This is a genomic window from Mesorhizobium sp. M0227 (genome assembly GCF_040321855.1).
In the GTDB taxonomy this organism is placed as follows: Bacteria; Pseudomonadota; Alphaproteobacteria; order Rhizobiales; family Rhizobiaceae; genus Mesorhizobium.
Genome location: NZ_JAMYSJ010000001.1, coordinates 651,659 through 676,270, shown reverse-complemented (window position 1 = coordinate 676,270; position 24,612 = coordinate 651,659). Strand labels below are relative to the sequence as shown.

At 62.2% G+C, this 24,612-nt stretch carries 28 protein-coding genes and 1 pseudogene; 7 read left to right on the top strand and 22 right to left on the bottom strand.

Features of this window, described 5'->3' with window-relative positions; translation table 11 throughout:
* Window positions 1-173 precede the first annotated feature (173 nt).
* Complete coding sequence (locus NKJ00_RS03080) at window positions 174-782, bottom strand: YqgE/AlgH family protein (RefSeq protein WP_023808594.1); 609 nt, start codon at window positions 780-782, stop codon at window positions 174-176.
* A gap of 170 nt (window positions 783-952) precedes the next feature.
* On the opposite strand from NKJ00_RS03080, the gene NKJ00_RS03075 reads away from it, so the two are divergent.
* The 3 genes from NKJ00_RS03075 (at window position 953) to NKJ00_RS03065 (ending at window position 2,888) form a co-directional block, all read left to right on the top strand.
* Window positions 953-1,759 carry a protein-disulfide reductase DsbD domain-containing protein gene (locus NKJ00_RS03075; protein ID WP_352442779.1) on the top strand — a complete coding sequence of 269 codons (807 nt, stop codon included), beginning with the start codon at window positions 953-955 and terminating at the stop codon, window positions 1,757-1,759.
* An 84-nt stretch (window positions 1,760-1,843) separates the two neighbouring features.
* Window positions 1,844-2,320, top strand: a complete 477-nt coding sequence (locus NKJ00_RS03070) for a peroxiredoxin (protein ID WP_023808596.1) — start codon at window positions 1,844-1,846, stop codon at window positions 2,318-2,320.
* Between the two features lie 91 nt (window positions 2,321-2,411).
* Window positions 2,412-2,888: a DUF2938 domain-containing protein gene (locus NKJ00_RS03065; protein WP_352628646.1), complete on the top strand. Its 477-nt coding sequence runs from the start codon at window positions 2,412-2,414 to the stop codon at window positions 2,886-2,888.
* 8 nt (window positions 2,889-2,896) lie between these two features.
* Here the strand turns inward: NKJ00_RS03065 and NKJ00_RS03060 are convergent.
* The 14 genes and pseudogenes from NKJ00_RS03060 to coxB all read right to left on the bottom strand — a co-directional run bounded on the left by NKJ00_RS03060 (window position 2,897) and on the right by coxB (window position 13,276).
* Window positions 2,897-3,207, bottom strand: a pseudogene (locus NKJ00_RS03060) (type II toxin-antitoxin system RelE/ParE family toxin).
* On the bottom strand, window positions 3,197-3,478 hold the full coding sequence (locus NKJ00_RS03055) for a ribbon-helix-helix domain-containing protein (RefSeq protein ID WP_127290846.1): 282 nt from the start codon (window positions 3,476-3,478) through the stop codon (window positions 3,197-3,199). Before NKJ00_RS03055 ends, NKJ00_RS03060 begins: the two are co-directional and overlap by 11 nt.
* A gap of 176 nt (window positions 3,479-3,654) precedes the next feature.
* Complete coding sequence (gene rnhA, locus NKJ00_RS03050) at window positions 3,655-4,185, bottom strand: ribonuclease HI (protein ID WP_023808602.1); 531 nt, start codon at window positions 4,183-4,185, stop codon at window positions 3,655-3,657.
* A gap of 10 nt (window positions 4,186-4,195) precedes the next feature.
* Window positions 4,196-5,158, bottom strand: a complete 963-nt coding sequence (locus tag NKJ00_RS03045) for a homoserine kinase (RefSeq protein WP_352628644.1) — start codon at window positions 5,156-5,158, stop codon at window positions 4,196-4,198.
* A 5-nt stretch (window positions 5,159-5,163) separates the two neighbouring features.
* Window positions 5,164-6,174 carry a 4-hydroxy-3-methylbut-2-enyl diphosphate reductase gene (gene ispH / locus NKJ00_RS03040; RefSeq protein ID WP_023808604.1) on the bottom strand — a complete coding sequence of 337 codons (1,011 nt, stop codon included), beginning with the start codon at window positions 6,172-6,174 and terminating at the stop codon, window positions 5,164-5,166.
* 71 nt (window positions 6,175-6,245) lie between these two features.
* Window positions 6,246-7,001 carry an SURF1 family protein gene (locus NKJ00_RS03035; RefSeq protein ID WP_023808605.1) on the bottom strand — a complete coding sequence of 252 codons (756 nt, stop codon included), beginning with the start codon at window positions 6,999-7,001 and terminating at the stop codon, window positions 6,246-6,248.
* Window positions 6,998-7,384, bottom strand: coding sequence for a DUF983 domain-containing protein (locus NKJ00_RS03030; RefSeq protein ID WP_352609452.1), 387 nt, complete (start codon window positions 7,382-7,384; stop codon window positions 6,998-7,000). The genes NKJ00_RS03035 and NKJ00_RS03030 overlap by 4 nt, the downstream gene beginning before the upstream one ends.
* A gap of 21 nt (window positions 7,385-7,405) precedes the next feature.
* On the bottom strand, window positions 7,406-7,897 hold the full coding sequence (locus NKJ00_RS03025; RefSeq protein ID WP_352609450.1) for a L,D-transpeptidase family protein: 492 nt from the start codon (window positions 7,895-7,897) through the stop codon (window positions 7,406-7,408).
* 92 nt (window positions 7,898-7,989) lie between these two features.
* A complete protein-coding gene (locus NKJ00_RS03020; protein ID WP_023808608.1) occupies window positions 7,990-8,871 on the bottom strand; it encodes a cytochrome c oxidase subunit 3 in 882 nt (293 codons plus the stop codon).
* 1 nt (window position 8,872) lies between these two features.
* On the bottom strand, window positions 8,873-9,505 hold the full coding sequence (locus NKJ00_RS03015; RefSeq protein WP_023808609.1) for a cytochrome c oxidase assembly protein: 633 nt from the start codon (window positions 9,503-9,505) through the stop codon (window positions 8,873-8,875).
* The gene (locus NKJ00_RS03010; protein WP_024503613.1) at window positions 9,505-9,669 is read right to left on the bottom strand and encodes a cytochrome c oxidase system small membrane protein; all 165 of its coding nucleotides are present in this window, start codon (window positions 9,667-9,669) and stop codon (window positions 9,505-9,507) included. The genes NKJ00_RS03015 and NKJ00_RS03010 overlap by 1 nt, the downstream gene beginning before the upstream one ends.
* On the bottom strand, window positions 9,666-10,610 hold the full coding sequence (locus NKJ00_RS03005; RefSeq protein WP_023808610.1) for a heme o synthase: 945 nt from the start codon (window positions 10,608-10,610) through the stop codon (window positions 9,666-9,668). Before NKJ00_RS03005 ends, NKJ00_RS03010 begins: the two co-directional genes overlap by 4 nt.
* Window positions 10,611-10,685: 75 nt before the next feature.
* Window positions 10,686-12,338, bottom strand: a complete 1,653-nt coding sequence (ctaD, locus tag NKJ00_RS03000) for a cytochrome c oxidase subunit I (protein WP_023808611.1) — start codon at window positions 12,336-12,338, stop codon at window positions 10,686-10,688.
* 38 nt (window positions 12,339-12,376) lie between these two features.
* A complete protein-coding gene (gene coxB, locus NKJ00_RS02995) occupies window positions 12,377-13,276 on the bottom strand; it encodes a cytochrome c oxidase subunit II (RefSeq protein WP_031212224.1) in 900 nt (299 codons plus the stop codon).
* Between the two features lie 376 nt (window positions 13,277-13,652).
* Here coxB and NKJ00_RS02990 point away from each other — a divergent pair, with 376 nt between their 5' ends.
* Both NKJ00_RS02990 and tldD read left to right on the top strand, forming a co-directional pair.
* Entirely contained in the window at window positions 13,653-14,207 is a 555-nt protein-coding gene (locus NKJ00_RS02990; RefSeq protein ID WP_023808613.1) for an invasion associated locus B family protein, read from the top strand.
* A 157-nt stretch (window positions 14,208-14,364) separates the two neighbouring features.
* Window positions 14,365-15,777, top strand: coding sequence for a metalloprotease TldD (tldD, locus tag NKJ00_RS02985; RefSeq protein WP_352550838.1), 1,413 nt, complete (start codon window positions 14,365-14,367; stop codon window positions 15,775-15,777).
* 197 nt (window positions 15,778-15,974) lie between these two features.
* Here the strand turns inward: tldD and NKJ00_RS02980 are convergent, their stop codons facing one another.
* Window positions 15,975-17,216: a class I SAM-dependent RNA methyltransferase gene (locus NKJ00_RS02980; RefSeq protein WP_352628640.1), complete on the bottom strand. Its 1,242-nt coding sequence runs from the start codon at window positions 17,214-17,216 to the stop codon at window positions 15,975-15,977.
* Complete coding sequence (locus tag NKJ00_RS02975; protein WP_352439982.1) at window positions 17,213-17,977, bottom strand: TlyA family RNA methyltransferase; 765 nt, start codon at window positions 17,975-17,977, stop codon at window positions 17,213-17,215. Before NKJ00_RS02975 ends, NKJ00_RS02980 begins: the two co-directional genes overlap by 4 nt.
* 325 nt (window positions 17,978-18,302) lie before the next feature.
* Between NKJ00_RS02975 and NKJ00_RS02970 the strand changes: the two genes are divergently transcribed.
* Together NKJ00_RS02970 and NKJ00_RS02965 are read left to right on the top strand one after the other, a co-directional pair.
* On the top strand, window positions 18,303-19,298 hold the full coding sequence (locus NKJ00_RS02970; protein WP_352440113.1) for a sterol desaturase family protein: 996 nt from the start codon (window positions 18,303-18,305) through the stop codon (window positions 19,296-19,298).
* Entirely contained in the window at window positions 19,295-20,446 is a 1,152-nt protein-coding gene (locus tag NKJ00_RS02965; protein ID WP_023808619.1) for a GNAT family N-acetyltransferase, read from the top strand. The genes NKJ00_RS02970 and NKJ00_RS02965 overlap by 4 nt, the downstream gene beginning before the upstream one ends.
* A gap of 89 nt (window positions 20,447-20,535) precedes the next feature.
* Here NKJ00_RS02965 and NKJ00_RS02960 read toward each other — a convergent pair whose 3' ends face one another.
* From NKJ00_RS02960 to NKJ00_RS02940, 5 genes are all read right to left on the bottom strand, one after another.
* Window positions 20,536-20,829 carry a hypothetical protein gene (locus tag NKJ00_RS02960; RefSeq protein WP_023808620.1) on the bottom strand — a complete coding sequence of 98 codons (294 nt, stop codon included), beginning with the start codon at window positions 20,827-20,829 and terminating at the stop codon, window positions 20,536-20,538.
* A 148-nt stretch (window positions 20,830-20,977) separates the two neighbouring features.
* Window positions 20,978-22,891 (bottom strand): 1-deoxy-D-xylulose-5-phosphate synthase, encoded by a 1,914-nt coding sequence (dxs, locus tag NKJ00_RS02955; protein ID WP_128302487.1) that lies wholly within the window; start codon window positions 22,889-22,891, stop codon window positions 20,978-20,980.
* Between the two features lie 130 nt (window positions 22,892-23,021).
* On the bottom strand, window positions 23,022-23,942 hold the full coding sequence (locus NKJ00_RS02950) for a pirin family protein (protein ID WP_352550848.1): 921 nt from the start codon (window positions 23,940-23,942) through the stop codon (window positions 23,022-23,024).
* A 39-nt stretch (window positions 23,943-23,981) separates the two neighbouring features.
* Window positions 23,982-24,248: a DUF2277 domain-containing protein gene (locus tag NKJ00_RS02945; protein WP_027035955.1), complete on the bottom strand. Its 267-nt coding sequence runs from the start codon at window positions 24,246-24,248 to the stop codon at window positions 23,982-23,984.
* A gap of 111 nt (window positions 24,249-24,359) precedes the next feature.
* Window positions 24,360-24,611 carry an exodeoxyribonuclease VII small subunit gene (locus NKJ00_RS02940; RefSeq protein ID WP_127268720.1) on the bottom strand — a complete coding sequence of 84 codons (252 nt, stop codon included), beginning with the start codon at window positions 24,609-24,611 and terminating at the stop codon, window positions 24,360-24,362.
* Between the last annotated feature and the right edge of the window lies 1 nt (window position 24,612).

The window sequence follows — 24,612 nt, the reverse complement described above, 5'->3', positions numbered from 1 at the left end:
GAGGTTAAAGCGTTGAAAACGGTTCAGATTTCTTCGCCGCTGCATCCTTCGACATAGGTCACGGAATGGATCCCAGGGTCTCCGCGACGGAGCTTCGCTCCTGCTTCGCCCTAGGATGACGAAGGTGTAGGCGGCTTCGGCTAGCCGCGAATGTTGCGCATGACTGTTCGCGATTACGCGTGTCCGGCCGCCAAGCTGAGATGCGCAAGGTCGATACCGATCGAGGCGAGGATCCGGTCGTATTTGCGCTCGATGTCGGTGTCGAACAGAAGCTCGGCATTGGCCGGACAGGTCAGCCAGCCATTTTCGGCGATCTCGGTCTCCAATTGGCCGGCGCCCCAGCCGGAATAGCCGAGCGCCATCAGCGCATGACGAGGCCCGCGGCCGGACGATATTGCGCGCAATATGTCGACGGTCGCCGTCAGGCAGATGTCGTCGGAAACGGTCAGCGACGATTCCACCCGATAGTCTCCCGAATGCAGGACGAAGCCCCGGCTGCGGTCCACGGGGCCGCCATTGCGCACGACGAAATCGCGGGCCTGAGCCGGCAAGCGGATCGCCTCCTGCTCGTTCATGATGCCCAGTTGCACGAGCAGGTCCGGAAACAGCATCTGCTGCGTCTGGTTGATGATCAGGCCCATGGCGCCTTCATCGGAGTGTGCGCAGACATAGATGACCGAGCGCGTGAAACGGTCGTCCTTCATGCCGGGCATGGCAATCAGGAACTGATCGTCGAGAAAGCCGCGACTGGCGACCGTCTTCTTGTGGCGCAACAAGTCCATGAAGGGAGCGTAACGCGTTTCCAAAGCGCCGAAAAGATGCGCCGTGCTGGATTCGACCAAAGCCTGTTGCGGCGGCTCGAACATTCTTCTCCCTCGAAGTCACGCAAATATGATACCGGCAAGGCCATGAAATCATTGCGCGGCCACGAACGGACGATCAAATCACCGCCATGCGAAGCTTGAAAATCCTGCTGCTCGGAGCCGCCATCGGATCGGCAACCGCTCTTCCCGCCGCCGCCTCTTCGTCGGCGTGGTACAACAGTGAAGGCGGCAAGGTTCGGCTGGTTACATCAGGCAAAGCCGACGATGCCGGCCGTATCCAAGGCGTTCTCGATATTGCGCTCAAGCCTGGCTGGAAGACATATTGGCGCGATCCGGGCGACGCGGGCGTGCCGCCGCAACTCGACATTTCAGCCAGCACCAACATCGCCGACGCCACTCTGTCGTTTCCGGCGCCGCAGCGCCATGACGACGGCTATGGCAAATGGGCAGGCTACAACTATCCGGTTTCTCTGCCGGTGACATTCACGCTGGCGACGCCGAACCAGCCGGCGGTGATCGATGCCGACATCTTTCTCGGCATCTGCGAAACGATCTGCATTCCGGTGCAGACGCGGCTGACCGTCGACCCCGCCTCCGATCCGGACAATGTCGAGGACGCGGCGCTGGTGAAGGCGAGTTTTACGGCGCTGCCGACGCCCGCGAGGTCCGATTTCGGCATCAATGTGCTGCCGGGCGACCACGAGACGCTGATTGTCGAGGCGAGCTTTCCCGGCGATCCGGCGGCGGCGGATTTCTTCGTTGCCGGCGAGCGGGACTACATGTTCGGCACCCCGGCCCGCAGCGAAAAGGACGGCAAGCTGATTTTCACCGTGCCGATCCTCGATCGCCCCTCGACGACGCCGACCGATGGCGGGCTTCACTATACGCTGACGAGTGCGGCGGGCGCGGTCGCAGGGATTCTGCCTTTCCCTTGATCCAGCCTGTCCCAACGATTGCAGGAAGCCGTTGAGTTCGCTACGCAAAGACACGTCCTTCCCATTTTCCCAAGCGAGGAATCCATGACCATTTCCGTTGGCGACAAGCTGCCTGACGTGACCTTCAAGACGATGACCGCCGATGGCGCCAAGCCGATCACCGGGGCCGAGATTTTCTCGGGCAAGAAGGTCGTGCTGTTTGGGGTTCCCGGCGCCTTCACACCTACCTGCAGCAACAACCATTTGCCGGGCTATCTCGAGAACCACGATGCCATCCTGGCGCGCGGCGTCGACACCATCGCCGTCGTTTCGGTCAATGACGTCCATGTCATGGGTGCCTGGGCGCACTTCACCGGCGGAGAGGGCAAGATCCTGTTCCTCGCCGACGGCAGTGGCGATTTCGCCAAGGCGGTGGGCCTCGATTACATCAGCAACGATATGGGCCTGCGCTCGAGGCGCTTCTCAATGATCATCGACGACGGCAAGGTCACCGCGCTCAATGTCGAGACCAAGCCCGGTGTCGACGAGTCCGGTGCGGCTCATATTCTGGGGCAGCTCTGAACTTCAGCGACAACGTCGGGCTGGACCGCAACGGTTGCCGCCGCCCGACGATCGCCCTTGTATTCCAGGGATTGCCTTTGGGGGGACCTCGATGTTTGACATGTTCTGGCGTGCTATCGCGATCGGCATCGGCGCTACGGTGGCGATGGATCTCTGGGCCATCTTCCTGCACAAGGCGTTCGGGCAGCCACGGCCGAACTGGGGGCCGGTCGGTCGCTGGGTCTGGCATCTCCGCGACAAGGTCTTTCACGATGATATCGGCGGTGCAGCGCCCTACGCGCATGAAAAGGCGCTGGGCTGGGCCTTTCACTATTTTGTCGGCATCGTCTACGGCATCATCCTGGTGGTGTTGGCCGGAGCGGGCTGGCTTGCCGCGCCGACATTCCTGCCGGCCTTCATCCTCGGCATCGTCACCGTCGGCGCCGGCTGGTTCCTACTGGCACCCGGCATGGGCGCCGGTTGGGCCGCCTCGAAGCGGTCCAACCCGATGCTGATCCGTGCGCTGAACCTGGTGTCGCATACGGTGTTCGCGCTCGGGCTTTGGGGTACAGCGCTGCTGATCCGATAAACAGCTCGCTAGAATAAACGGTTCAGATCCCGCCGGCCGTCCACCACACGGACGATTTCAACCCACTCAACAGGGCCATCATCCGTGTCCGGAATCGTTTCGTAGAGCAGTACAAACGGCGCCTCCACCAGCATCCGTACGGAAGACCTGATATCGGGTGCCTAACACCCATGCGCGGATGGTCTGCCAGCTGCAAGGCCCGCGCTTCTAGTTGATCATAATAGCGATCGGCCGCTCGTATGTTTTCGCTGCCTATCATCACGTAGACGTCGATGAGGTCCGCCTTGGCCGCGGGTGACCAGACCAGCCTAACGGTCATTCCGCGAGGCTTCCGCCAGCCTTCGCCGAGCTTCCTTTCGCAACGCGTCGAAATCCACAGGCTCCGGCCTCCCACTTGCCTTGCCTTCATCCCACAGGTGCCTTAGCCGGCGGATATCGTCGTGCCGAAGTTCACGCTTGGCCAGCCAATCCCGCACCGCTTCACGCACAATCTCGCTTGCGGTGGCATACTCGCCCGCCTCGACAGCCTCACGCATCACAGCTGCTTGTTGCGGGGTCACAGCCACGCTCATTTTTTCTACGTTTGCCACGCCCGTTTCCTTATCGCATTTTGCTCTATGGTAGGAAATATTACTCCCTCCGTATTCTGGAGCAACTGCGACGCCACCAAAGGCCTTACGTCCGCTGGACGCTGGTCAAGGCAGCCTGTCGTCGGCCGTCAACCGTTGATAACGCGATGCGCGCCTAGCCGCGCCGCTCCGGAAATTCAATAGCTCTGGGTCGAGCGCCGCACTTTCGCGATTGCCGGTTGTTTGGCCGGCGCAGCAGGCTTTGGCGCGGCTGCAGGCTTGAACGGACCTTTCTTGAACGGTGCCATGCCTTCACGCGCAAGCTCGTCGGCGCGCTCGTTCTCGACATGACCGTCATGGCCCTTGACCCAGTTCCAGGTGACCTTGTGGCGCTTGTTGGCCTCGTCGAGCGCCTGCCAGAGTTCACCGTTCTTCACAGGCTTCTTGTCGGCGGTCTTCCAGCCGTTCTTCTTCCAGCCGTGGATCCACTTGGAAATACCGTCCATGACATACTTGCTGTCGGTGTGAAGGTCGACCGTGCACGGTTCCTTCAGCGCGTTCAGCGCCGAAATGGCGGCCAACAGTTCCATGCGGTTGTTGGTCGTCTCGGCTTCGCCGCCGGAAAGCTCCTTGGTGGTGCCGTTGAAGCGCAGGATCGCGCCCCAGCCGCCGGGGCCGGGATTGCCCGAACAGGCGCCGTCGGTGAAGATCTCAACCTGTTTGCTCATGATACTCATATCAGGCCAATCCATATTCCGAAGACGATTTGATCGCCCGGTGGAACCGCATCCTTCTGATGTATTCGGTCGGATCGCGTTTCATCACCAGCCCGCCATCGGGAACGGTCAACCAGTCGTACAGCCGGGTCAGCATGAAGCGCAACGCCGAACCGCGCGCCAGCATCGGCAGCGCAGCCTTTTCCTGGTCGCTCAGGGGCCGGAGGCTCTGGTAGCCGGCGAGCAGCGCCTTGCCCTTGGTGAGATTGAAGGAAAAATCCTTCTCGAAGCACCAGGCGTTGAGACAGGTGGCGACATCGTAGGCGTAGAGGTCGTCGCAGGCGAAATAGAAATCGATCAGGCCGGACAGTTTTTCGCCGAGGAAGAAAACGTTGTCGGGGAAAAGATCGGCATGGATGATGCCTTGCGGCAGGTCTTTGGGCCAGTTGCGCTCGAAATCGGCAAAGTCGGCATCGACCTCGGCGGCCAGACCCGGCTCGACCTCGTCTGCGCGATCGCGCGCTGCATCCCAGAGCTTGCGCCAGCCGTCGATGGCCAGGGCATTCGGACGCGTCATCGAAAAATCGGCGCCGGCCAGATGCAATTGCGCCAGCGCCTTGCCGACCTCGGCGCAATGCGTTGCTGTGGGCCGCCGCAACGAAAGCCCTTCCAGGAAGGTGATGATGACCGCCGGCCGGCCGGCGAGCGTGCCGATGACGCTGCCGTCATGCGCGGTCACCGGCAGCGGGCAGGACACGCCCTTGTTGGCGAGATGGCCCATTAGCCCTAGGAAAAACGGCAAATCCGCCTTCTCGACGCGCTTCTCGTAGAGCGTCAGGATGTAGGAGCCGCTGGAGGTGTGCAGCAGAAAGTTCGAGTTCTCGGTACCTTCGGCGATGCCCTTGTAGGACAGGAGATCGCCGACCGGATAGTTTTTCAGGAATGCGCCGAGTTCGCCTTCCGCAACGTCGGTGTAGACCGCCATGTGGCTTACGCGGCTCCATTGACGAAGGCCATGTCGGCCCGCGTCAGTTCGACATCGCGCAATACCCGCATGACCGGAAAATCCTCCGTTTCCGTGGCCGTGATGGCCAGATCGATCGTGACATCGAAGCGCTGCCGGAACGCGTCGATGATCTCGTCGACAATGATTTCGGGCGCCGACGCGCCGGCCGACAGGCCGAGCGTCGAGATGTTGCCGATGTCATTCCACGGAATCTCGGCGGCGCGCTGCACGAGAAGCGACATGGTGGCGCCTGCACGCTCCGCGACTTCGACAAGTCGTCGCGAATTGGAGGAATTCGGCGCGCCGACGATCAGATAGAGATCGGCGCCCGGCGCGGTGTCCTTGACGGCTTCCTGGCGGTTGGTGGTGGCATAGCAGATCGATTCCGCCGCCGGTGCCTGCAGCGCCGGAAAGCGATCCTGCAAGGCGCGGATGATGCCGGCGGTGTCCTCGACCGACAATGTGGTCTGGGTAACGAAGCCGAGCGCCTGCGGATCGGCGGGCGAGAGCTTTGCGGCATCGGCTTCGGTTTCGATCAGCGTCACCGCTCCGTCCGGCAGCTGGCCCATGGTGCCGATCACCTCGGGATGTCCGGCGTGACCAATCAACAGCACATGACGGCCGAGCCGCTGATGGCGCATCGCTTGCTTGTGGACCTTCGACACCAGCGGGCAGGTGGCATCGAGATAGAAGAGATTGCGCGCCTTCGCATCCGCCGGCACCGATTTCGGCACGCCATGCGCCGAGAACACGACGGGCGACTGCCGATGTTCGGCCGGTATCTCGGAGAGTTCCTCGATGAAGACGGCGCCAAGGCTTTGCAGCCCCTCGACGACGTAGCGGTTGTGCACGATCTCATGGCGGACATAGACCGGCGCGCCATATTTCTTCAGCGCCAGCACGACGATCTGGATGGCACGGTCGACACCGGCGCAGAAACCGCGCGGCTGGCAGAGCCGGATCGTCAGAGGTGGTTTGGTGGTTGTCTGAAGCATTAAATCCGGGCCGGTTGATCAAAGCCGAAATGAGGTGCGCACCCCTGCCCTGTCAAGGGCATCAGCCGCGTTCATTCGTCTTTCGCGGGACGGCGAAGCCGCAGGATGAGCACGGCTGCGAGCGCCGCGGCAAGCCCGTACCAAGTCATTGCATATTGCAGATGGCTGTTCGGGAGGTCGATGATGGTGACGCCGCCAACCGGCAAGCCGCCCGGGTTTGGCGTCTTGTCTGCGTCGATGAAGATCGGCACCAGCGCGGCGCCCGCCGGCAGACCGGCGCTCGCAGCCATCACGTCGCGGTCCTTCCAGTAGAAGATGTTCTTCGCCACGTCGTTGTCGGGCAGCATCATCGACGGCTTCGCCGGCAGCGGGTTGCGGGCCAGCCCGGTCACGGTCACTCTGCCAGTCACCTGTCCCTTGGCGCGCTTGGCGGCGTCCTTCAGATCGTAAGGCACGAAGCCGCGATTGATCAGGACGAAGCGGCCGTCGTCGAGCGCCAGCGGCGTGTAGACATTGAAGCCGGCGTCACCTTCCCAGGTTGCGTAGAAATGGCGTTCGCCTTGATGCAGGAACGTGCCGGTGACGGTAACCGGCGTATAGTCGACATCCCCGGTGGCGGCGAACTCTTTCTCGACCGCAACCAACGGCAAGGGCGCCGAATGGGTACGCTGGTCGATGGTCTGCAGAAGGCCTTCCTTCCAATACAGGCGCTGCACTTGCCAGGTGCCGAGCACCAGCAGGATCAGGAACAGCATAAGGCCAAGGCCGAGCAGCAATGCCGATCGCGGTCGCGAACGACCGTCAGTTTTAACGGAAGCCTCGCTCATTCGCCGCGATCCAGCCGGCCCTCGGCCGCTTTGTTGCGGTATTGCAGCGTCAGCAGCACGCCCTTGATCAGCCGCAGCGTCGTCAAGCACAGCACGATAGCCAACGGAATCCAGACCAGCAGATGCAGCCAGAGCGGCGGGCTGAGCGTGACTTCTACCCAGAGCGCCAGGCCGACGATGATAAAGCCGATGATCAGGATCACGAACACCGCCGGCCCGTCGCCGGCATCAGCGTAGGAATAATCGAGGCCGCAATTGACGCATCGCTTGCCGACGGTGAGGAAGCCGGAGAACAACCGCCCCTCGCCGCAACGCGGGCAGCGGCCATGCAGGCCGGCCGAGATCGGATCGATCGGCGGCCAGATCGCCCTGTCTTCACTCATGGGAGCGTCGTCGCTCATTGCCTACCGCTCGATCTCGATCGGTGTGCCATCGGCCACCATCGCCCAGATTTCGTCCATATCGGAGTCCGTAACCGCAATGCAGCCGTCGGTCCAGTCGACCAATTGAAGCAGCCAGCCCCACCAGCCATAACCGTTTGGCTGGCCGTGGATCATGATCATGCCGCCCGCGTCGACATTGCGCGCCTTGGCGGCCGCCAGATCGTCGGTGTTGGGGTACGAAATATGGATCGATCTGTGCGCGATGCTGTTCGGGTTGCGCCAGTCGAGGACATAGTTCCCCTCGGGCGTGCGTTGATCGCCCTCCTGGTGCTTATGCCCGACAGGATCGCCGCCGAGTGCGATGCCGTAGCTGCGCAGGATCTTGCCGTCGCCGATCAGTTCCAGCCGGCGTTCGGCTTTGTGGACACGCACCAAATCCACCTTCTCGCCGGCAAAGGCCGGGAGTGCCGCGATCATCAATGCGCAAATGGCCCGGAAAATTGTCAGCCGCATTGGCTATCGATCAGCGATCATTGCGCCAAAAAGAAGAAGGCGGCCACGTTGCCGCGGCCGCCTTCTCGAAACGGAAATTCCTCAGGCCAGGATCAGTGGCCCTCGATCACCGCGCCGACCGATCCCCAGACGTAGATCGAGGCGAACAGGAAAAGCCAGACCACGTCGACGAAGTGCCAGTACCAGGCGGCCGCCTCGAAGCCGAAATGCTGCTTGGGGGTGAAATCACCCTTCATCGCCCGGATCAGGCAGACCAACAGGAAGATGGTGCCGATGATGACGTGGAAACCGTGGAAGCCGGTCGCCATGAAAAAGGTGGCGCCATAGATGGAATCCTTGAAGGCGAACGGAGCATGCATGTACTCGTAGGCCTGCACCATGGTGAACAGCATGCCGAGGCCAACAGTCAGCACCAGGCCATTGATCAGGCCTTTGCGATCGCCATGGATGAGCGAATGGTGCGCCCAGGTCACCGTGGTGCCGGACAGCAGCAGGATGACGGTGTTGTAGAGCGGCAAATGGAAAGGATCGAGAACTTCCATGCCCTTCGGCGGCCAGACACCGCCGGTAAACGCGGTGCGGGCATATTGCTGGGCTTCGCTCGGAAACAGGCTGGCATCGAAATAGGCCCAGAACCAGGCAACGAAGAACATCACCTCAGAGGCGATGAACATGATCATGCCGTAGCGCAGATGCAGCGACACGACACGCGTGTGATGGCCCTCATGCGCTTCCTTAATGGTGTCCGACCACCAGGCGAACATGGTGTAGAGGATGATCACGAGGCCGATGAAGAACAGCCATGGATTGGCGATGTTGAAGCCGAAGATCGGGAACGAGCCGCCCTTCAGGTACTCCATCAGGCAGACGCCGCCAAAGGCGGTGACAAGTGCGCCTACCGATCCCAGGAAAGGCCACGGGCTCGGGTCGACGAGATGATAGTCATGCTGTGGTTTTGCGTGCGCGTCTGCCATATCAACCCCCGAGATTTGCTTCGGTATTCGAAATTGTCTTGCTGTTGCCCTCGGCCGGCTCCGAGGAGGCGACCGGCTTGGTCTTCTCGACCGGGAACATCGTGTAGGACAGAGTGATCGTCTTCACGTCCTTGAGCTCCGGCACATTGACGATGTCGGGGTCCACGTAGAACAGCACCGGCATGTCCAGCGTCTCCCCGGGCTTCAGCGTCGTGTCGGTGAAGCAGAAGCACTCGACCTTGTTGAAATAGGGACCTGCCAGTTCAGGCTGCACGTTGAAGGTAGCGCGGCCGGTCACGGGACGATCGAACTTGTTGGTCGCCTGATAGTGCGCCTGCACGGTCTCGCCGATCTTCATCGTCATCGAGCGCTGGACCGGCTGGAACTCCCACGGCACGCCAGCGATGTTGGCATCGAAGCGGACAGTGATCTCGCGGTCGAGCACGCGGCCGGCATACTGCTTCTCGGCACGTTGCGTCGTGCCGCCATAGCCGGTGGCCTGGCAAAACATTTTGTAAAGCGGCACCGCGGCATAGGCCATGCCGATCATGCCGGTGAAAAAGGCGAGGCAGACAGCCGCGACGATGACGTTGCCGTTCTTGCCAGCCGTTTTTTTTGAGGTCTCGACGCTCATCACATCGTGCCCAGATTGTGGCCGAACTTCACGATCGTCGCGATGTAGAAAATGACCACCAGCAGCGCCAGCGCCACACCGATGGCGATAGAACGGCTGCGCTGCGCCTTCTTCTGACGCTCGGTCAACGTGACGGTCTCGAGCTTTTCCTCGATCATGGTCATGCTCCACCCATGGCAAGCGCGCGTTCGACAACGCTGTCGGCCAGATAGGCAGCGAAGATGGCGAAGAGGTAAAGCAGCGAATAGGCGAACAGGGCCTTGGCCGGTTTCATGACGCCGTCATCGTCGGCCATGCCAAGCACTTTCCACGCGTACCAGACAAAACCGACTCCCAGAAGCAGGGCGGCCACGCCATAGAACGGCGTGGTGTAGCCAAGCAGCCACGGCAGCACGCCGACCGGGGCCAGCACCAGCGCATAGGCGAAGATCTGGCGGCGGGTCGAAGCGTGGCCGGCGACGTTGGGCATCATCGGAATGCCGGCCTTGGCATAGTCCTCGGACTTGAACAGCGCCAGCGCCCAGAAATGCGGCGGCGTCCACAGGAAGATGATCAGGAACAGGACAATGCTTTCGAGGCTGACTGTCCCGGTCACCGCGGCCCAGCCGATCACAGGCGGAATGGCGCCGGCGGCGCCGCCGATGACGATGTTCTGCGGCGTCCAGCGCTTCAGCCACATCGTGTAGACGACGGCGTAGAAAAAGATGGTGAAGGCAAGCAGCGTCGCCGCCAGCCAGTTGACCAGTACGCCGAGCGTCATCACCGACAGCACCGACAGCACCAGCCCGAAGGTCAGCGCTTCGTGCGGCTGGATGCGACCGGCCGGGACCGGGCGGGTGGCGGTCCTGGTCATCACGGCATCGATGTCGGCATCGTACCACATGTTGAGCGCGCCGGAGGCACCAGCACCTATTGCAATAGCCAGGATGGCGATCACCGCCAGCAGAGGGTTGATGGTCACGGGTGCGGCGACAAGGCCGACAAAGGCGGTGAACACCACCAGCGACATGACGCGCGGCTTCAGCAGCGCGAAGAAATCGCCCGCCGTCGCTTCCGACATGCGAAAGCCCGCTTCGTCAATCAATGGGTCGTCGACAAGGGCCATGCGTACTTAAGTCCATCATCCGTTGGCCAAAACCGCCGGCGGACCGGCGGTTTCGTATTCGAGCGGGCAGCCGCCTTACTTGATTTTCGGCAGCTGTTCCCACTGGTGGAAGGGCGGCGGCGAAGGCAGCTGCCATTCGAGCGTCGTTGCGCCCTCGCCCCATGGGTTGGCGCCGGCGATCCGCTTCTTCTGGAAGGCCTCGAACACGCCATAGAGGAAGATCAGGACGCCGATGGCCGAGATATACGAGCCGATGGACGACACATAATTCCAGCCGGCAAACGCATCGGGGTAGTCGATGGTGCGGCGCGGCATGCCGGCGAGACCGAGGAAGTGCTGCGGGAAGAAGATCAGGTTCACGCCGACGAAGGTGACCCAGAAGTGGGTGTTGGCGATGACGGGCGAATACATGTAGCCGGTCATCTTCGGGAACCAGTAGTACCAGCCGGCGAAGATGGCGAACACCGCGCCCAGTGACAGCACGTAGTGGAAGTGGGCAATGACGAAATAGGTGTCATGCAGCGAGCGGTCGAGGCCGGCATTGGCCAGCTGGACGCCGGTGACGCCGCCGATGGTGAACAGGAAGATGAAGCCCAGCGCCCACAGCATCGGCGTCTTGAACGAAATCGACCCGCCCCACATCGTCGCGATCCAGGAGAAAATCTTCACGCCTGTCGGCACCGCGATGACCATGGTGGCGAAGACGAAATAGCGCTGCGTGTCGAGCGACAGGCCGGTCGTGTACATGTGGTGCGCCCACACGATGAAGCCGACGGCGCCGATCGCCACCATGGCATAGGCCATGCCGAGATAGCCGAACACCGGCTTCCTCGAGAAGGTCGAGATGACGTGACTGATGATGCCGAAGCCCGGCAGGATCAGGATGTACACTTCAGGGTGACCGAAGAACCAGAACAGGTGCTGGAAGAGGATCGGGTCGCCGCCGCCGTCGGGCGCAAAGAAGGTGGTGCCGAAATTGCGGTCGGTAAGCAGCATGGTGATGCCACCGGCCAGAACCGGCAACGACAGCAGGAGCAGGAAGGCGGTGATCAGCACCGACCAGGCAAACAGCGGCATCTTGTGCAGCGTCATGCCAGGCGCGCGCATGTTGAAGATGGTGGTGATGAAGTTGATGGCGCCGAGGATCGACGACGCACCGGCAATGTGGATCGACAGGATCGCCAGATCCATGGCCGGCCCGGGCTGGCCCGAGGTCGAAAGCGGCGGATAGAGCGTCCAGCCGCCACCGACGCCAAAGGCGCCCGGCGCGCTCGGCACGAACATCGAGGTGAGAAGCAGGATGAAGGCCGGCGGCAACAGCCAGAAGGAGATGTTGTTCATGCGCGGGAACGCCATGTCGGGCGCGCCGATCATGATCGGAACCATCCAGTTGGCGAAACCGCCGATCAGCGCCGGCATGACCATGAAGAAGATCATGATCAGGGCGTGCGCGGTGGCGAAGGCATTGTACATGCTCTTGCCGCCGTCGATCGCGGCGTCACCGTTCATGCCATAGACCATCTGCGCCAGGCCGCTGAAGATTTGGATGCCAGGCTCCTGCAGCTCCATGCGGATGGCGACCGACAAGGCACCGCCGATGATGCCGGCCATGATCGCGAAGATCAGGTAGAGCGTGCCGATGTCCTTGTGATTGGTCGAATAAACCCAGCGGACCCAGCCGTGATAAGGCTTGTGGTCATGCCCGTCGTGAGCTGCAGCGTCTGCCATGTTCCGCTCCGTTCCCTAAATCTTGCTAACCCGCGGCATCAGTTGCCGGCGGCCGCTACCTTGTTCTGGCCGTCGACCTCGGCCATCAGCGTCTTGTTGGCGCCGGGCAGATCGGTCTTGGCTGCCGCCAGCCAGGTCTTGAACTGCGCATCGGAGACGACGCGGATGGCGATCGGCATGAAGGCATGATCCTTGCCGCAGAGCTGCGAGCACTGGCCGTAAAAAATACCTTCCTTCTCCGCCTTGAACCAAGTCTCGTTGGTGCGGCCCGGAATGGCATCGATCTTGATACCGAACGACGGCATGGCAAAGGAGTGGATCACGTCGGTCGCGGTGACGAGCACGCGGGTCATGGTGTTGACCGGCACCACCAGTTCGTTGTCGACGGCCAGCAGGCGCGGATAGACCTTGCGGTCCTCCTTGCCGGCGCCGGCCCGATCACCGTCCTGGAGGATCGCGGAGTTGAAGGAGAGCGTGTTTTCGGTCTGGTACTCGTAGTCCCAGTTCCACTGGTTGCCGGTCGCCTTGACGGTCAGCTTTGCTTCTTCCGGCGGCGTATATTGCGCGGTCAGCAGCTGGAACGAGGGAATGGCGATGAGCAGCAGGATGACGACTGGCCCGATCGTCCAGATCAACTCGATCCACGTGTTGTGGCTGGTCTTGGACGGAACCGGGTTGGCGCTCGCGCGGAATCTGACGATGCAGTAGGCGAGCAGAAGCAGCACCAGGATGGTGATCGGGACGATGAACCACATTGTGTAGTTTCCGAACCACTCGATCTGCCGCATCATGTCGGTCGCCGGCGCCTGGAAGGTTGTCTCCCAGTTCTTGGGCTGGTCGGCATGGGCGGATGCGCCGGCGAAAAACGTGATAGCGGCACAAGCACTTAGAAACTTGGCACTTGCTGGAACCTTGGCGTTTGCCAGGAAATTTCTCATCGCCCTCATCGTCTCCCAGTTCCTCGCTGCGGTACCCACGAGAATAACGAACAATGCCGGGACGGGAATCCCGACAGTTTCAAGCTGGTTCAAACCATACTCTTTTTCCCTCCGCAAGAAAGGAGCGGACGAAACCGTGCGGCATTTTTGCGCGCAAGCCCGGATGTGCCTTTGGCGGCAGCCGCGGCAGCACCGAATCGCCTACAGTGAGCCCGCAGCAGCATTCCCGCGGGCCGCACGTGCCGAACGTCGCAATTCGGGCGAAATTGGCAGGGAAAAGCGCCCTATTGGCTTTTTCGGGGCAGACCTGGTGCGGTCTCGTCCTTTACTTGGCTTTGGCGCGGCTTAAAGTGCCGTGATTCGCAATGGAGCCGTCATGAATTACTGGCTTTCGAGAAACTCTCGGTTTTCGAGAAACTGGGCGAAGGTCATCTTTCTCGCCGCCCTGTCTGGCATCGGCTTGTCCGCGATCGTGTCCGGCACGGCCAACGCCGCGCAGCCGAGCGGCACCGTGCGCTCGACGCATGGCGCATGGTCGATCATCTGCGACACACCGGCCGGCGCCACCTCGGAACAATGCGTGATGATGCAGAACGTCGTCGCCGAGGACCGTCCCGAGATGGGATTGTCGGTCGTGGTGCTGCGCACCGCTGACAACAAGGCGGAGATCCTGCGCGTGCTGGCGCCGCTCGGCGTGCTTTTGCCCAACGGGCTCGGCCTCAATGTCGACGGCAAGGATATCGGCCGCGCCTATTTCGTGCGCTGCTTCCAGGACGGCTGCTATGCCGAGGTCATTCTCGAAAAGCCGCTTCTCGACACGCTGAAGACCGGCACGTCGGCCACCTTCATCGTCTTCCAGACCCCGGAAGAAGGCATCGGCATCCCGGTCGACCTCAAGGGTTTTGCCGACGGCTTCGCCGCGCTCCCCTGACAGCCCGGCGACATCACCGACTTCATCAACCAGAAGTGACATCGGCGGGCTGCTGGCAAACCGCTTTTGTCTTCACAATGCGGCAGAACGATTGTCTCGGCGCACCTTCGCGCCTACATCGTGGCAAAGACCCATTCCTCCTGTGAACGGACGCGCCATGAACAGCCTGATCGGCCAATTCGACATTTCAGACGATCGCATCAAGCAGATCGTCGCTGAGACCATCAACGGCGCCGATGACGGCGAGCTGTTCCTCGAATATAGCGAGAGCGAAGCGTTGATGTTCGACAACGGCCGGCTGAAGACCGCCAACTTCAACACCGACCAGGGTTTTGGCCTGCGTGCGGTTGCCGGCGAAGCCAGCGGCTATGCCCATTCCAGCGACCTCTCCGAAGCTTCGCTGCTGCGCGCGGCCGATGCCGTTTCAACCGTCAAGGGCGGTTATTCCGGGACGCTTGCCGCCGCACCCGCCCGCACCAACCGCCATCTCTATGGCGAAGAGAACCCGATCCCCTCGCCTTCCTTCGAGGCCAAGGCAAAGCTCTTGCAGGAAATCGATGCCTGGCTGCGCGCCGAGGATCCGCGCGTGCGGCAGGTTTCGGCATCGCTCGCCGCATCCTGGCAGCATGTCGAGATCGTGCGCGCTGATGGCCAAATGGTGCGCGACATCCGCCCGCTGGTCCGCATCAACGTCTCCGTCGTGGTCGGCGATGGCGACCGCCAGGAGAGCGGCTCCTACGGCATGGGCGGCCGCAAGGCGTTTGGCGAATTCCTGGTCGAGGACAGCTGGAAGCACGCCGCCAAGGAGGCGCTCAGGCAAGCTCTGGTCAATCTCGAGGCCATACCGGCCCCGGCCGGCACTTTCGACATCGTCTTGTCCAGCGGCTGGCCGGGCGTCATGCTGCACGAGGCCGTCGGCCATGGGCTGGAAGGCGATTTCAACCGCAAGAAGACCTCGGCCTTCGCCGGCCTGCTCGGCCAGCAGGTCGCCGCCAAGGGGGTGACCGTCGTCGACGACGGCACGATGCCCGAGCGACGCGGCTCGCTGACAGTCGACGACGAAGGCACGCCTTCGGCCCGCAATGTGCTGATCGAGGACGGCAAGCTGGTCGGCTACATGCAGGATCGCCAGAACGCCCGGCTGATGGGCATGAAGGCAACCGGCAACGGCCGCCGCGAAGGCTACGCACACCAGCCGATGCCGCGCATGACCAACACCTATATGACATCAGGCGACATGGAGCCGGACGAAATCATCGCCTCGGTCAAGACCGGCATCTATGCCGTCTCCTTCGGTGGAGGCCAGGTCGACATCACCTCGGGCAAATTCGTGTTCGGCTGCACCGAGGCCTACATGATCGAGAACGGCAAGGTGACGCAGCCGATCAAGGGCGCGATGCTGATCGGCAACGGCCCGGACGCCATGCACCGCGTGTCGATGATCGGCAACGACATGAAGCTCGACACCGGCATCGGCATGTGCGGCAAGGCCGGACAGGGCGTGCCCGTCGGCGTCGGCCAGCCGCATCTGCGCATGAATCAGATGACGGTCGGCGGCACGCGGGTCTGATGCGATGGCCACTGGAGAAAAATCCGTTGCCTCCAGTTCAACCGACGATCAGCTCACACGGCCTGCTCCGGTCTTTCCCCCAACGCGACCCGAGGATGTGTTCGGGTCGCTGCCCAACAGAGGCAAGTCGAAAACATTGAGAGAAATGGAAACGGGCGTGCTCGCGGAAGCACGGCGTCGCCAAACCAGCGAATGATCTACCGCCTCTTCTTCGGCTTCTCCAGCAGCGCCACTGCCTCGACATGCGGCGACCACAGGAACTGGTCGATCGGGGTGACGCTTTTCAAGGTGTAGCCACCGTCGAGCAGGATGCGCAAATCCCGCGCGAGCGTCACCGGATTGCAGGACACCGCCGCAACGTAGGGAACATCCGAGCGGGCGATCTGCTTCGACTGGTCCTCGGCGCCGGCGCGTGGCGGATCGAACACCAGGCCGTCGAACGCATTCAACTCCTTGAACGTCAGCGGCCGGCGGAACAGGTCGCGGCGTTCGCCCGTCACCCGCTTCAGGCCAGTGGCGAAACGCGATCCACGGTCGAGGGCCGAAAGGGCTGCCGCATCGCCCTCCACCGCATGGACTTCCGACTTCGCGGCCAGGCGCAGAGCAAAACTGCCGCAACCGGCGAAAAGATCCGCCACCTTCTTGGCACGCTTCAGATGCCCGCCGACGATATCGGCCATCGCCTGTTCGGCGGCCTCGGTTGCCTGCAGGAACGCGCCCGGGGGCAAGGCTACAGCGACGCTGCCGAACATGACCACCGGCTTCCTCGGCTCGATGATGATTTCGTCATCGATGGACAGCCTGGCAAAGCCCTGCGCCATGACGAAATTGGCAGCGATGCGGCGCTGATGCTCCCCCAGCTTGCCGGATTCATGAACCGCGACATCGAGACCCGAACCGGTCACGGTGACCGCCAGCCGGAACGATTTGGTGGTTGCGCAGACCAATTCGGCGAGCGCCTTCAACCGATCGAGCGAAGCGACGATCTCCGGCAGCGAGATCGGGCATTCCGATATGGCGATGATCTCTGGCGACAGATGGCGATGGAAGCCGAGCAGCATGCCTGTATCGGTGCGGCGGGCGGCAAGCACGACACGGCGGCGCGTCTGCGGCGCGCAGGCGACCAGGTCACCGATCTCGCAATCGATGCCTTTGCCCTTTAGGATGTGCGCCACCTTTTCGCGTTTCCACTGGCGATAGGCTTCGGCTTCGAAATGCTGGAGCGCGCAACCGCCGCATTCGGTGAAATGGCGGCAGGCGGGATCGATGCGCAGCGGCGATGATTCCAGCACCGCCATCAGCATGGCGCGATCCCTTTCGCGCGCGGCGGTAACCGTTTCACCGGGCAGTGTGAAGGGAATGAACAGATCCCCTGTCTCGGTCTCGGCGACACCGTCGCCCTGAGCGCCAAGTTTCCTGATGCTGAAGCGCGCGCTCATCGGTCCTTGATCCCACCGAGCAGGAATTCGCGATTGCCGTCGCCGCCCTCGATCGGCGACAAATGCAGGCCCAGCGAGCGCCAACCGGGAACGGAGTCCAGCCAATCCTGCAGCAGGCCGGCGACACGGGAGGCGTCGTAGGGGTCTTTCAACAGACCACCCTTGCCGATCGCATCACGGCCCGCCTCGAATTGCGGCTTGACCAGAAACATGGCCTTGGCGCCAGCCTTCGCCAGACCAAGCGCCGGCGGCAGCGCCAGTTTCAGCGAGATGAAGCTGACGTCGGACACGATGAAATCCGGAATACGCCCGCTGAGATCGGCGAGGGCGAGGTCGCGGGCGTTCAGTCCTTCGATCACCGTCACACGCGGGTCGCCGCCGATATCAGGATGCATCTGGCCATGACCGACATCGACCGCGGTGACATGGGCCACGCCGCGCTCGAGCAACACCTGGGTGAAGCCGCCGGTCGAGGCGCCGATGTCGAGCGCTTCACAGCCGGCAGGGTCGAGGCCGAAATGATCGAGCCCACCGATCAGCTTGAGTGCCGCGCGCGACACATAGCCTTGCGCCGGATCATCGATGGTAACAAGGCATTGCGGCAAAACGCTCTGGCCGGGCTTGCGCGCAATGACGCCGTCGACGGTCACCGTGCCACGTTCGACCGCGTCGCGGGCACGTGAGCGGCTGGCAAACAGCCCGCGCTGGACGAGCAGGTCGTCGAGCCGCTGGCGTGCGCTGGCTGGCAGAGGCGAATTCATCGGCCTTCATGGCGAAAGCCGACGACGATGGCAAGAGCGCCAGCCGGAAGCATCTCGTCTCACGTTCCCATCATGACGCCCAGCACATTGCACCGTGACGATGGTGAGGCGTTCCGTCCCGCCGACCATCCTTATGAATATCCATGCGTTACGCCCGTTGAGACGGATGACCGCCGAAGCATGGGGTCTCGCCGCCTGCGGATAAATACCAAAAACCTAGAAAGCCTCATGATTTCTTAACCAATTTTCATCGCATTTGCTTGAGGACTTCAATGTTATGACCGCGACGACCGGAAACCCGGATGGAGAGGCGGCAACCTTGGAAATGGCCAGCGATATCGTCTACAAGGTTCTTGATCGGATTTCCGGCGCCGGCCTGCTGGCGACCGGACTTCTGTTGCTGACTGCTTTGGTCAGCGCCCTGGTCGCCTACTGGCGCACGGTCGAGAAAAAGAGCTGGAAAGAGTTCTTCGAGTTCGCAGTCCCGCATGAGGTCATCACGCATCCCTCGGCGAAAGCCGACCTTTTGTTCTGGGTGACGCGGAAGGCGCTGATGCCATTCCTCATGCTGCCCGCCGGCGTCGTCTTCGTCAGCGCCGTCGGCTATGCGACGAACTGGTTGCTCTCCACGCTGCTGGCAATCCAGCCGCCCCTGATCGAAGGACCGGCAGGGCCGGTGACGGTGACGATCTTCACCATCACCATGCTGCTTGCCTACGACATTTCGTACTATCTCTATCACGTCGCCCAGCACCGCTACCCGGTGCTCTGGGAACTGCACAAGGTCCACCATTCGGCCGAGGTGATGGTCGGCATCACAAAGGATCGCGTCCACCCGCTCGACGAATTGATGAACCGGGCCTGGGACGGCGTCATTCCCGGCATCTGCTTCGGGATCTGGTCGCTGGTGTCGCTGAACCTCGTCGAGCTGACGGTCTTCGGCGTCAACGTCTACATCATACGCAACATCCTGATGATGGATTTCGTCAGGCACACGCATTTCAAGATCTCGTTTGGACCATTGAACAATCTGATCCTGTGTCCGCACTGGCATCAATTGCACCACAGCACCGACCCGCGCCACTACGACAAGAACTTCGGGCTGCTCTTCTCGTTTTGGGATCGGCTCTTCGGAACGCTATGCGTTCCCAGACCCGACGAGGACTTCAAGTTCGGTTTGATCGAACGCAACGTGCGCGACTACCAGTCGCTCGCAGGCCTCTATGTTCTGCCGCTGAAGCGGATGTGGCGGCAGATCGCCAGACATTTCCGCACCGACAAGCCCGAGCCACAGCAATCGCCGCAAGGGGGCAAGCCATGAACGGACCCGCCGTGTTCCGGATGCCGCGAACGCACCGGATCGAAATTGCGACGTCGTCAGCGCGACTGGCAGAAATCGCGCCCGCCTGGGCAGCGCTCTGGCAACGCGCCGGCGGCCTCGTTTTCCAGCATCCCGACTGGATCTCGGCCTGGTGGCACACCACACCGCATCAGGACCGCCGCGGTCTCAGGATCGGCATGGTCTGGAGCGGCGAGCGCCTCGAGGCCGTCATTGCGCTCGCGACCTTCTGGCGCTCGGGCATCCGTATGCTGGAGTGGGCGGCGAAAGATCACTGCGACTATGGCGATGTCCTGCTTGCTCCCGATGCCGAGCCACAGATCCTGCCGCAACTCTGGCAACATATCCTCGACGATGGCGGCTTCGATCTTGCCTACCTCAATCGTCTGTTGCCCGATGCCCGATTCCGGACCCTGCTCGGTCCCGCCGCCCCAGGCCAAGACAATATCTTGCAGCCAAGCCACCGCAGCGAGGTCAGCTATCGAGTTTCCGGCGCCGGGCAACGCGGCGCACAATGGTTTGAAAGCCAGTCGAAAAAAACCCGGCAAAACTATCGCCGTGGCTACAAATTCATGGAGGAAGGCGGCGCGCTGCGTTTCCGCCTGATGGACGCGCACGAAGCCCGCGAGCCGGTGCTGGAGCGCGTCGCGGCACTGAAGCGGGTATGGCTTGCAAAACACGGCCGCGTTTCGGACCTCTTCGACGAAGGTTCCCCCGCGCTGGCGGCACTCATATCCGTTCTGGCCAAGCTTGGATTGCTGCGCATCTTCGTGCTCGAACGCGAAGACGAGATCATCGCCATATCGATCAATTTCGAGCAGCATGGAACGATGATGGCTTTCGTCACCACCTATGATCCGGCCTTCGAACGGGCCTCGCCAGGCATGGTCTTGATGATGGATTACATCCAGTGGTCGTTTGACCGGGGCTTGACCACGATCGATTTTCTCTGCGGCGGCGAGGATTTCAAGCGCCGCTTTGCGACGCATTCGGTGACCTTGTCGTCGGTGGTGGGTGGACGAAACCTGCGCGGACGCCTAGCCGCCCTGGCAGACCGCGCCCGCCACGCGGCGCAATCCTGGCGCCCCGAGAAACCGGCGCAGCAAGCGGAGTTGGTTGCGGCGGAGTAGCATTGCCAGCGCCTTCTTAGATCACCCGCACAGCGGCAAGCACATTGAAACGATCGGGCAATCCCGATCAAGGCTTGCTGCTCTCCAGCTCAGAATACGCTTCGCGGAACCGGACGCTCGACGGCTGGAGACAACCCATCCTCACGCCCTCCTGAAGCTTGCTCGCGTGCAGGCTCGATGGCAACCGCAGGCGCGGAAACAGGGGCCGGCAGAACCACCAGTTGCGGCACCTGCTTGAATGAAAAGCCGCCGCGGATGTCGCCCATCTTGCCAGCGATGATGCCCATCGCCGCCTTTTCGAGGCTGCGATCATAGCGCGTTTCGGCTGTGGCCGGCGCGACGATGACGGCGCAAAGCGCTGCACCGCACAGAAGCGTTTTCATTGTTGTTGTCTCCCTGCCTGATCACGATCTAGCAGGGCGCCATTGAAAAACGGCCAACAGACACGGTAAGCAAAGCGCCAAACGTCAGCGTAAACAACGCGTTAAGATCGTTGGCCGGCAAACCGATTCAAGTCATTGAGACTTTGATTCAGGCGCGCTGGGCGTGGACTGTGTGCCCGAGTGCCACGAACACGGTGCGCACGATGCCGGCAGCATCGAGCCCGGCATCGGCATACATCTTTTCCGGCTTGGCGTGGTCGGTGAACGCGTCGGGCAGTACCAGCGGGCGCACCTTCAGGCCGCTTTCCAGTAGGCCTTCATGGGCGAGGAACTGCAGCACGTGGCTGGCGAAGCCGCCGACTGCGCCCTCCTCCACCGTCACCAGCACCTCATGCGAGCGGGCCAGCCGCCGGATCAGATCCTCGTCGAGCGGCTTGGCGAAACGGGCGTCGGCGACCGTCGTGGACAGCCCGGCAGCCCCTAGCTCCTCCGCGGCGATCAGGCAATCCTGCAGCCGCGTGCCGAAGGACAGCAATGCAACCTTGGTGCCCTCCTTGACGACGCGGCCCTTGCCGATTTCGAGAACCGAGCCGCGCTCCGGCATGTCGACGCCGACGCCGTTGCCGCGCGGATAGCGGAAGGCGATCGGGCCGTCATCATAGCTTGCCGCGGTGCGCACCATGTGGCGCAGCTCCGCCTCGTCGGCGGCGGCCATGACGACGAAACCCGGCAGTGTCGCCAGGAAGGTGGTGTCGAAGGCGCCGCAATGGGTGGCGCCATCGGCGCCGACGAAGCCGGCCCGGTCAATGGGAAAGCGCACCGGCAATTTCTGGATGGCGACGTCGTGGACGACCTGGTCGTAGGCGCGCTGCAGGAAGGTGGAATAGATGGCCGCGAACGGCTTGTAGCCTTCGGTGGCAAGGCCGGCGGCGAAGGTCACCGCGTGCTGTTCGGCGATGCCGACATCGAAGGTGCGCGACGGGAACGCTTCACCGAACAAATCGAGGCCGGTACCGCTCGGCATGGCTGCGGTGACGGCGACGATACGGTCGTCCTCGCGGCCCTCCTGGACCAGGCTTTCGGCGAACACCTTGGTGTAGGCCGGTGCGTTGGCTGGCGCCTTGGCCTGCGCGCCGGTGATGACGTCGAACTTGTTGACGCCGTGATATTTGTCGGCAGCGGCTTCGGCCGGCGCATAGCCCTTGCCCTTCTGGGTGACGACATGGATGAGCACCGGGCCTTCGCCATTGTCGCGGACGTTTTTCAGGACCGGGATCAGATGCTCCAGATTGTGGCCGTCGATCGGGCCGATGTGATAGAAGCCGAGTTCCTCGAACAGCGTGCCGCCGGTGACGTAGCCGCGTGCATGCTCGACTGCCCTTGTGATCGCACGATCCGCGCGCTTGCCGAGATAGGACGTCAGTTTCTTGCCGAAATCGCGCAGGCCGATATAGGCCTTGCCGGAGGCCAGCCGCGCCAGATAGGCGCTCATCGCGCCGGTCGGCGGCGCGATCGACATGTCGTTGTCGTTGAGAATGACGATCAGCCGTGCATCGAGCGCGCCGGCATTGTTCATCGCCTCATAGGCCATGCCGGCAGACATGGCGCCGTCGCCGATGACGGCAATGACGTTGTTGCGGCCGCCGGAGAGATCGCGGGCGGCGGCCATGCCGAGGCCGGCCGATATCGACGTCGAGGAGTGGGCGGCGCCAAAGGGATCGTACTCGCTCTCGGCGCGGCGGGTGAAGCCGGACAGACCGCTTTCCTGGCGCAGCGTGCGGATACGGTCGCGGCGGCCGGTCAGGATCTTGTGCGGATAGGCCTGGTGGCCGACATCCCAGATCAGCCGGTCGTCGGGGGTGTTGAAGACATAGTGCAGCGCCACTGTCAGCTCGACCACGCCAAGCCCTGCGCCCAGATGACCACCCGTGCGGGACACGGCGTCGACCAGCTCGGCGCGAAGCTCGGACGCCAATTGCGGCAGTTCACTTTCGGCAAGCGTGCGCAGGTCGGCCGGGATGCGGACCTTGTCGAGAAGCGGCGTATGCGGCGTTGCGTTCACGGTGCTCGGGCTTTCGGTTGATGGGCGAATAGGCCGCCGGCCGGCGAAAGTAAATGTGTGTCAGTGACGCGGATCAGGCCCTAGTCTTTTGTCTATGCATTTCGTTCTGCCACTTTTGGGTGACAGGGCATCAGCTTTCCGGCAGCGGAATAAACTCTTCCTCGTCTCCGGGAACGATGTCGAAGCGGCCCGTCTTCCATTCCTCTTTCGCCTGTTCGATGCGCTCCTTGGACGACGAGACGAAATTCCACCAGATGTAACGCTTCGAACCAAGAGAGGCGCCGCCGAACAGCATGAAATGCGCCCCGGTCTGCGACGACACGACGATCTCGTCACCGGGACGGAACACCAGCAGCCGTTCGGCTGGGAATACATCACCCGAAATTGAGACCTCGCCTTCCAGCGTATAGATGGCGCGTTCTTCCGCATCAGCAGGGATTTTCACGCTGGCGCCGGGCGCCAGGCGCAGGTCGGCGTAGAGCGTCTCCGTGTCGGCCCTGACCGGGGACCGCAGTCCCTGGAAATCGCCGATGATGAGGCGCCCGTTGACGCCTTCGGCTTCGATCTCGGGAAGCCGAAGCGCTGCGGTATTCTCGAAAACCGGAGCCACCTCTTCCTTGTCGTCCGGCAGAGCCAGCCATGTCTGCAGGCCGGATACCGACATCGGCGCGCCACGCAGTTCCTCCGGCGTACGCTCCGAATGGACGATGCCGCGGCCGGCGGTCATCAAATTCACGTCGCCGGGCTGAATGACCATTTCGGTGCCGAGTGAATCGCGGTGCCGGATCTTGCCGTCGAACAGATAGGTGACCGTCGACAGGCCGATATGCGGATGCGGACGGACATCCAGTGCCTGACCGGCGCGCAGGATCGCGGGACCCATGCGGTCGAAGAAGATGAACGGCCCCACCAGCCGCCTTTTTGCCGTCGGCAGGGCACGGCGCACCTGAAAACCGCCGATATCCTTGGCGTTGGGTATGACCATCAATTCGATCTGATCGCTGGCGAAGGCATCGCCTGCCTCAGGGTCTTTCCCGGGGAAGAAGCTCATGGACTCTCCTTGTCGGTGGTCGAAGGCCGCCTGGCCGCATCAGGCAAAGCGGATCGCCGCCTTTGCCCGCAGCTTGGCCGCCACCTCTTCGCGATTACGCGGATGCTGGTGGGTTTCCAGGGAATCGAGCAGTTCGCGCGCCGAGGCGGCGATGGCTTCGACGGCATGGTCGAAGGCGTGCTGGTTCTGCTTCGAGGGTCGCGTGGTTCCGCTCAGCTTGCGGACGAACTGAAGAGCCGCGTCGCGCACCTCGTCATTGGTTGCCGGCGGATCAAAATTGAACAGGGTCTTGATGTTTCTGCACATCGCTTCCGTATCTCCTCTTGTCCTTGAGCTGTTTCAATCGGAACGAGTTATATCCTCGATCATGATCATGTCCAAAAACCGGTGAGGCGAGGCCATCGTTCGGACCGAGCCTCAATCCGCGTCGAGTGGCTCCGTTCCAACCGGCTTGCCGTCGCGCGACAGCCTGATCTTCTCGACCTTGTCCTCGGCGGCCTTCAGCAGCCGGTCGCAATGCGCCTTCAGCGCCTCACCACGCTCATAGATCTTGATCGACTGGTCGAGCGGCACGTCGCCACGCTCCAGATCATCGACGATCTTCTCCAGCGCATCGAGTGCCTGCTCGAAGCTCATCGCCTTGACGTCTTCGTTGGTCTCATCGGCCATC

Coding starts and splice junctions, on each gene's coding strand:
- NKJ00_RS03025 (WP_352609450.1), bottom strand. CDS start 7,897: ATGCGGCTGACAATTTTCCGGGCCATTTGCGCATTGATGATCGCGGCA.
- NKJ00_RS03015 (WP_023808609.1), bottom strand. CDS start 9,505: ATGAGCGTCGAGACCTCAAAAAAAACGGCTGGCAAGAACGGCAACGTC.
- NKJ00_RS03020 (WP_023808608.1), bottom strand. CDS start 8,871: ATGGCAGACGCGCACGCAAAACCACAGCATGACTATCATCTCGTCGAC.
- NKJ00_RS02960 (WP_023808620.1), bottom strand. CDS start 20,829: ATGAAAACGCTTCTGTGCGGTGCAGCGCTTTGCGCCGTCATCGTCGCG.
- coxB (WP_031212224.1), bottom strand. CDS start 13,276: ATGAGAAATTTCCTGGCAAACGCCAAGGTTCCAGCAAGTGCCAAGTTT.
- NKJ00_RS02965 (WP_023808619.1), top strand. CDS start 19,295: ATGAACGGACCCGCCGTGTTCCGGATGCCGCGAACGCACCGGATCGAA.
- NKJ00_RS03045 (WP_352628644.1), bottom strand. CDS start 5,158: ATGGCGGTCTACACCGACGTTGCGGAAGGCGAACTCGGCGCATTCCTG.
- ctaD (WP_023808611.1), bottom strand. CDS start 12,338: ATGGCAGACGCTGCAGCTCACGACGGGCATGACCACAAGCCTTATCAC.
- NKJ00_RS03005 (WP_023808610.1), bottom strand. CDS start 10,610: ATGGCCCTTGTCGACGACCCATTGATTGACGAAGCGGGCTTTCGCATG.
- NKJ00_RS02975 (WP_352439982.1), bottom strand. CDS start 17,977: ATGAATTCGCCTCTGCCAGCCAGCGCACGCCAGCGGCTCGACGACCTG.
- rnhA (WP_023808602.1), bottom strand. CDS start 4,185: ATGAGCAAACAGGTTGAGATCTTCACCGACGGCGCCTGTTCGGGCAAT.
- NKJ00_RS03030 (WP_352609452.1), bottom strand. CDS start 7,384: ATGAGTGAAGACAGGGCGATCTGGCCGCCGATCGATCCGATCTCGGCC.
- NKJ00_RS02980 (WP_352628640.1), bottom strand. CDS start 17,216: ATGAGCGCGCGCTTCAGCATCAGGAAACTTGGCGCTCAGGGCGACGGT.
- tldD (WP_352550838.1), top strand. CDS start 14,365: ATGAACAGCCTGATCGGCCAATTCGACATTTCAGACGATCGCATCAAG.
- NKJ00_RS02945 (WP_027035955.1), bottom strand. CDS start 24,248: ATGTGCAGAAACATCAAGACCCTGTTCAATTTTGATCCGCCGGCAACC.
- NKJ00_RS02940 (WP_127268720.1), bottom strand. CDS start 24,611: ATGGCCGATGAGACCAACGAAGACGTCAAGGCGATGAGCTTCGAGCAG.
- NKJ00_RS03075 (WP_352442779.1), top strand. CDS start 953: ATGCGAAGCTTGAAAATCCTGCTGCTCGGAGCCGCCATCGGATCGGCA.
- NKJ00_RS03010 (WP_024503613.1), bottom strand. CDS start 9,669: ATGACCATGATCGAGGAAAAGCTCGAGACCGTCACGTTGACCGAGCGT.
- ispH (WP_023808604.1), bottom strand. CDS start 6,174: ATGCTTCAGACAACCACCAAACCACCTCTGACGATCCGGCTCTGCCAG.
- NKJ00_RS03035 (WP_023808605.1), bottom strand. CDS start 7,001: ATGAGCGAGGCTTCCGTTAAAACTGACGGTCGTTCGCGACCGCGATCG.
- NKJ00_RS03070 (WP_023808596.1), top strand. CDS start 1,844: ATGACCATTTCCGTTGGCGACAAGCTGCCTGACGTGACCTTCAAGACG.
- NKJ00_RS02990 (WP_023808613.1), top strand. CDS start 13,653: ATGAATTACTGGCTTTCGAGAAACTCTCGGTTTTCGAGAAACTGGGCG.
- NKJ00_RS03065 (WP_352628646.1), top strand. CDS start 2,412: ATGTTTGACATGTTCTGGCGTGCTATCGCGATCGGCATCGGCGCTACG.
- NKJ00_RS02970 (WP_352440113.1), top strand. CDS start 18,303: ATGGCCAGCGATATCGTCTACAAGGTTCTTGATCGGATTTCCGGCGCC.
- NKJ00_RS02950 (WP_352550848.1), bottom strand. CDS start 23,942: ATGAGCTTCTTCCCCGGGAAAGACCCTGAGGCAGGCGATGCCTTCGCC.
- NKJ00_RS03080 (WP_023808594.1), bottom strand. CDS start 782: ATGGACTTGTTGCGCCACAAGAAGACGGTCGCCAGTCGCGGCTTTCTC.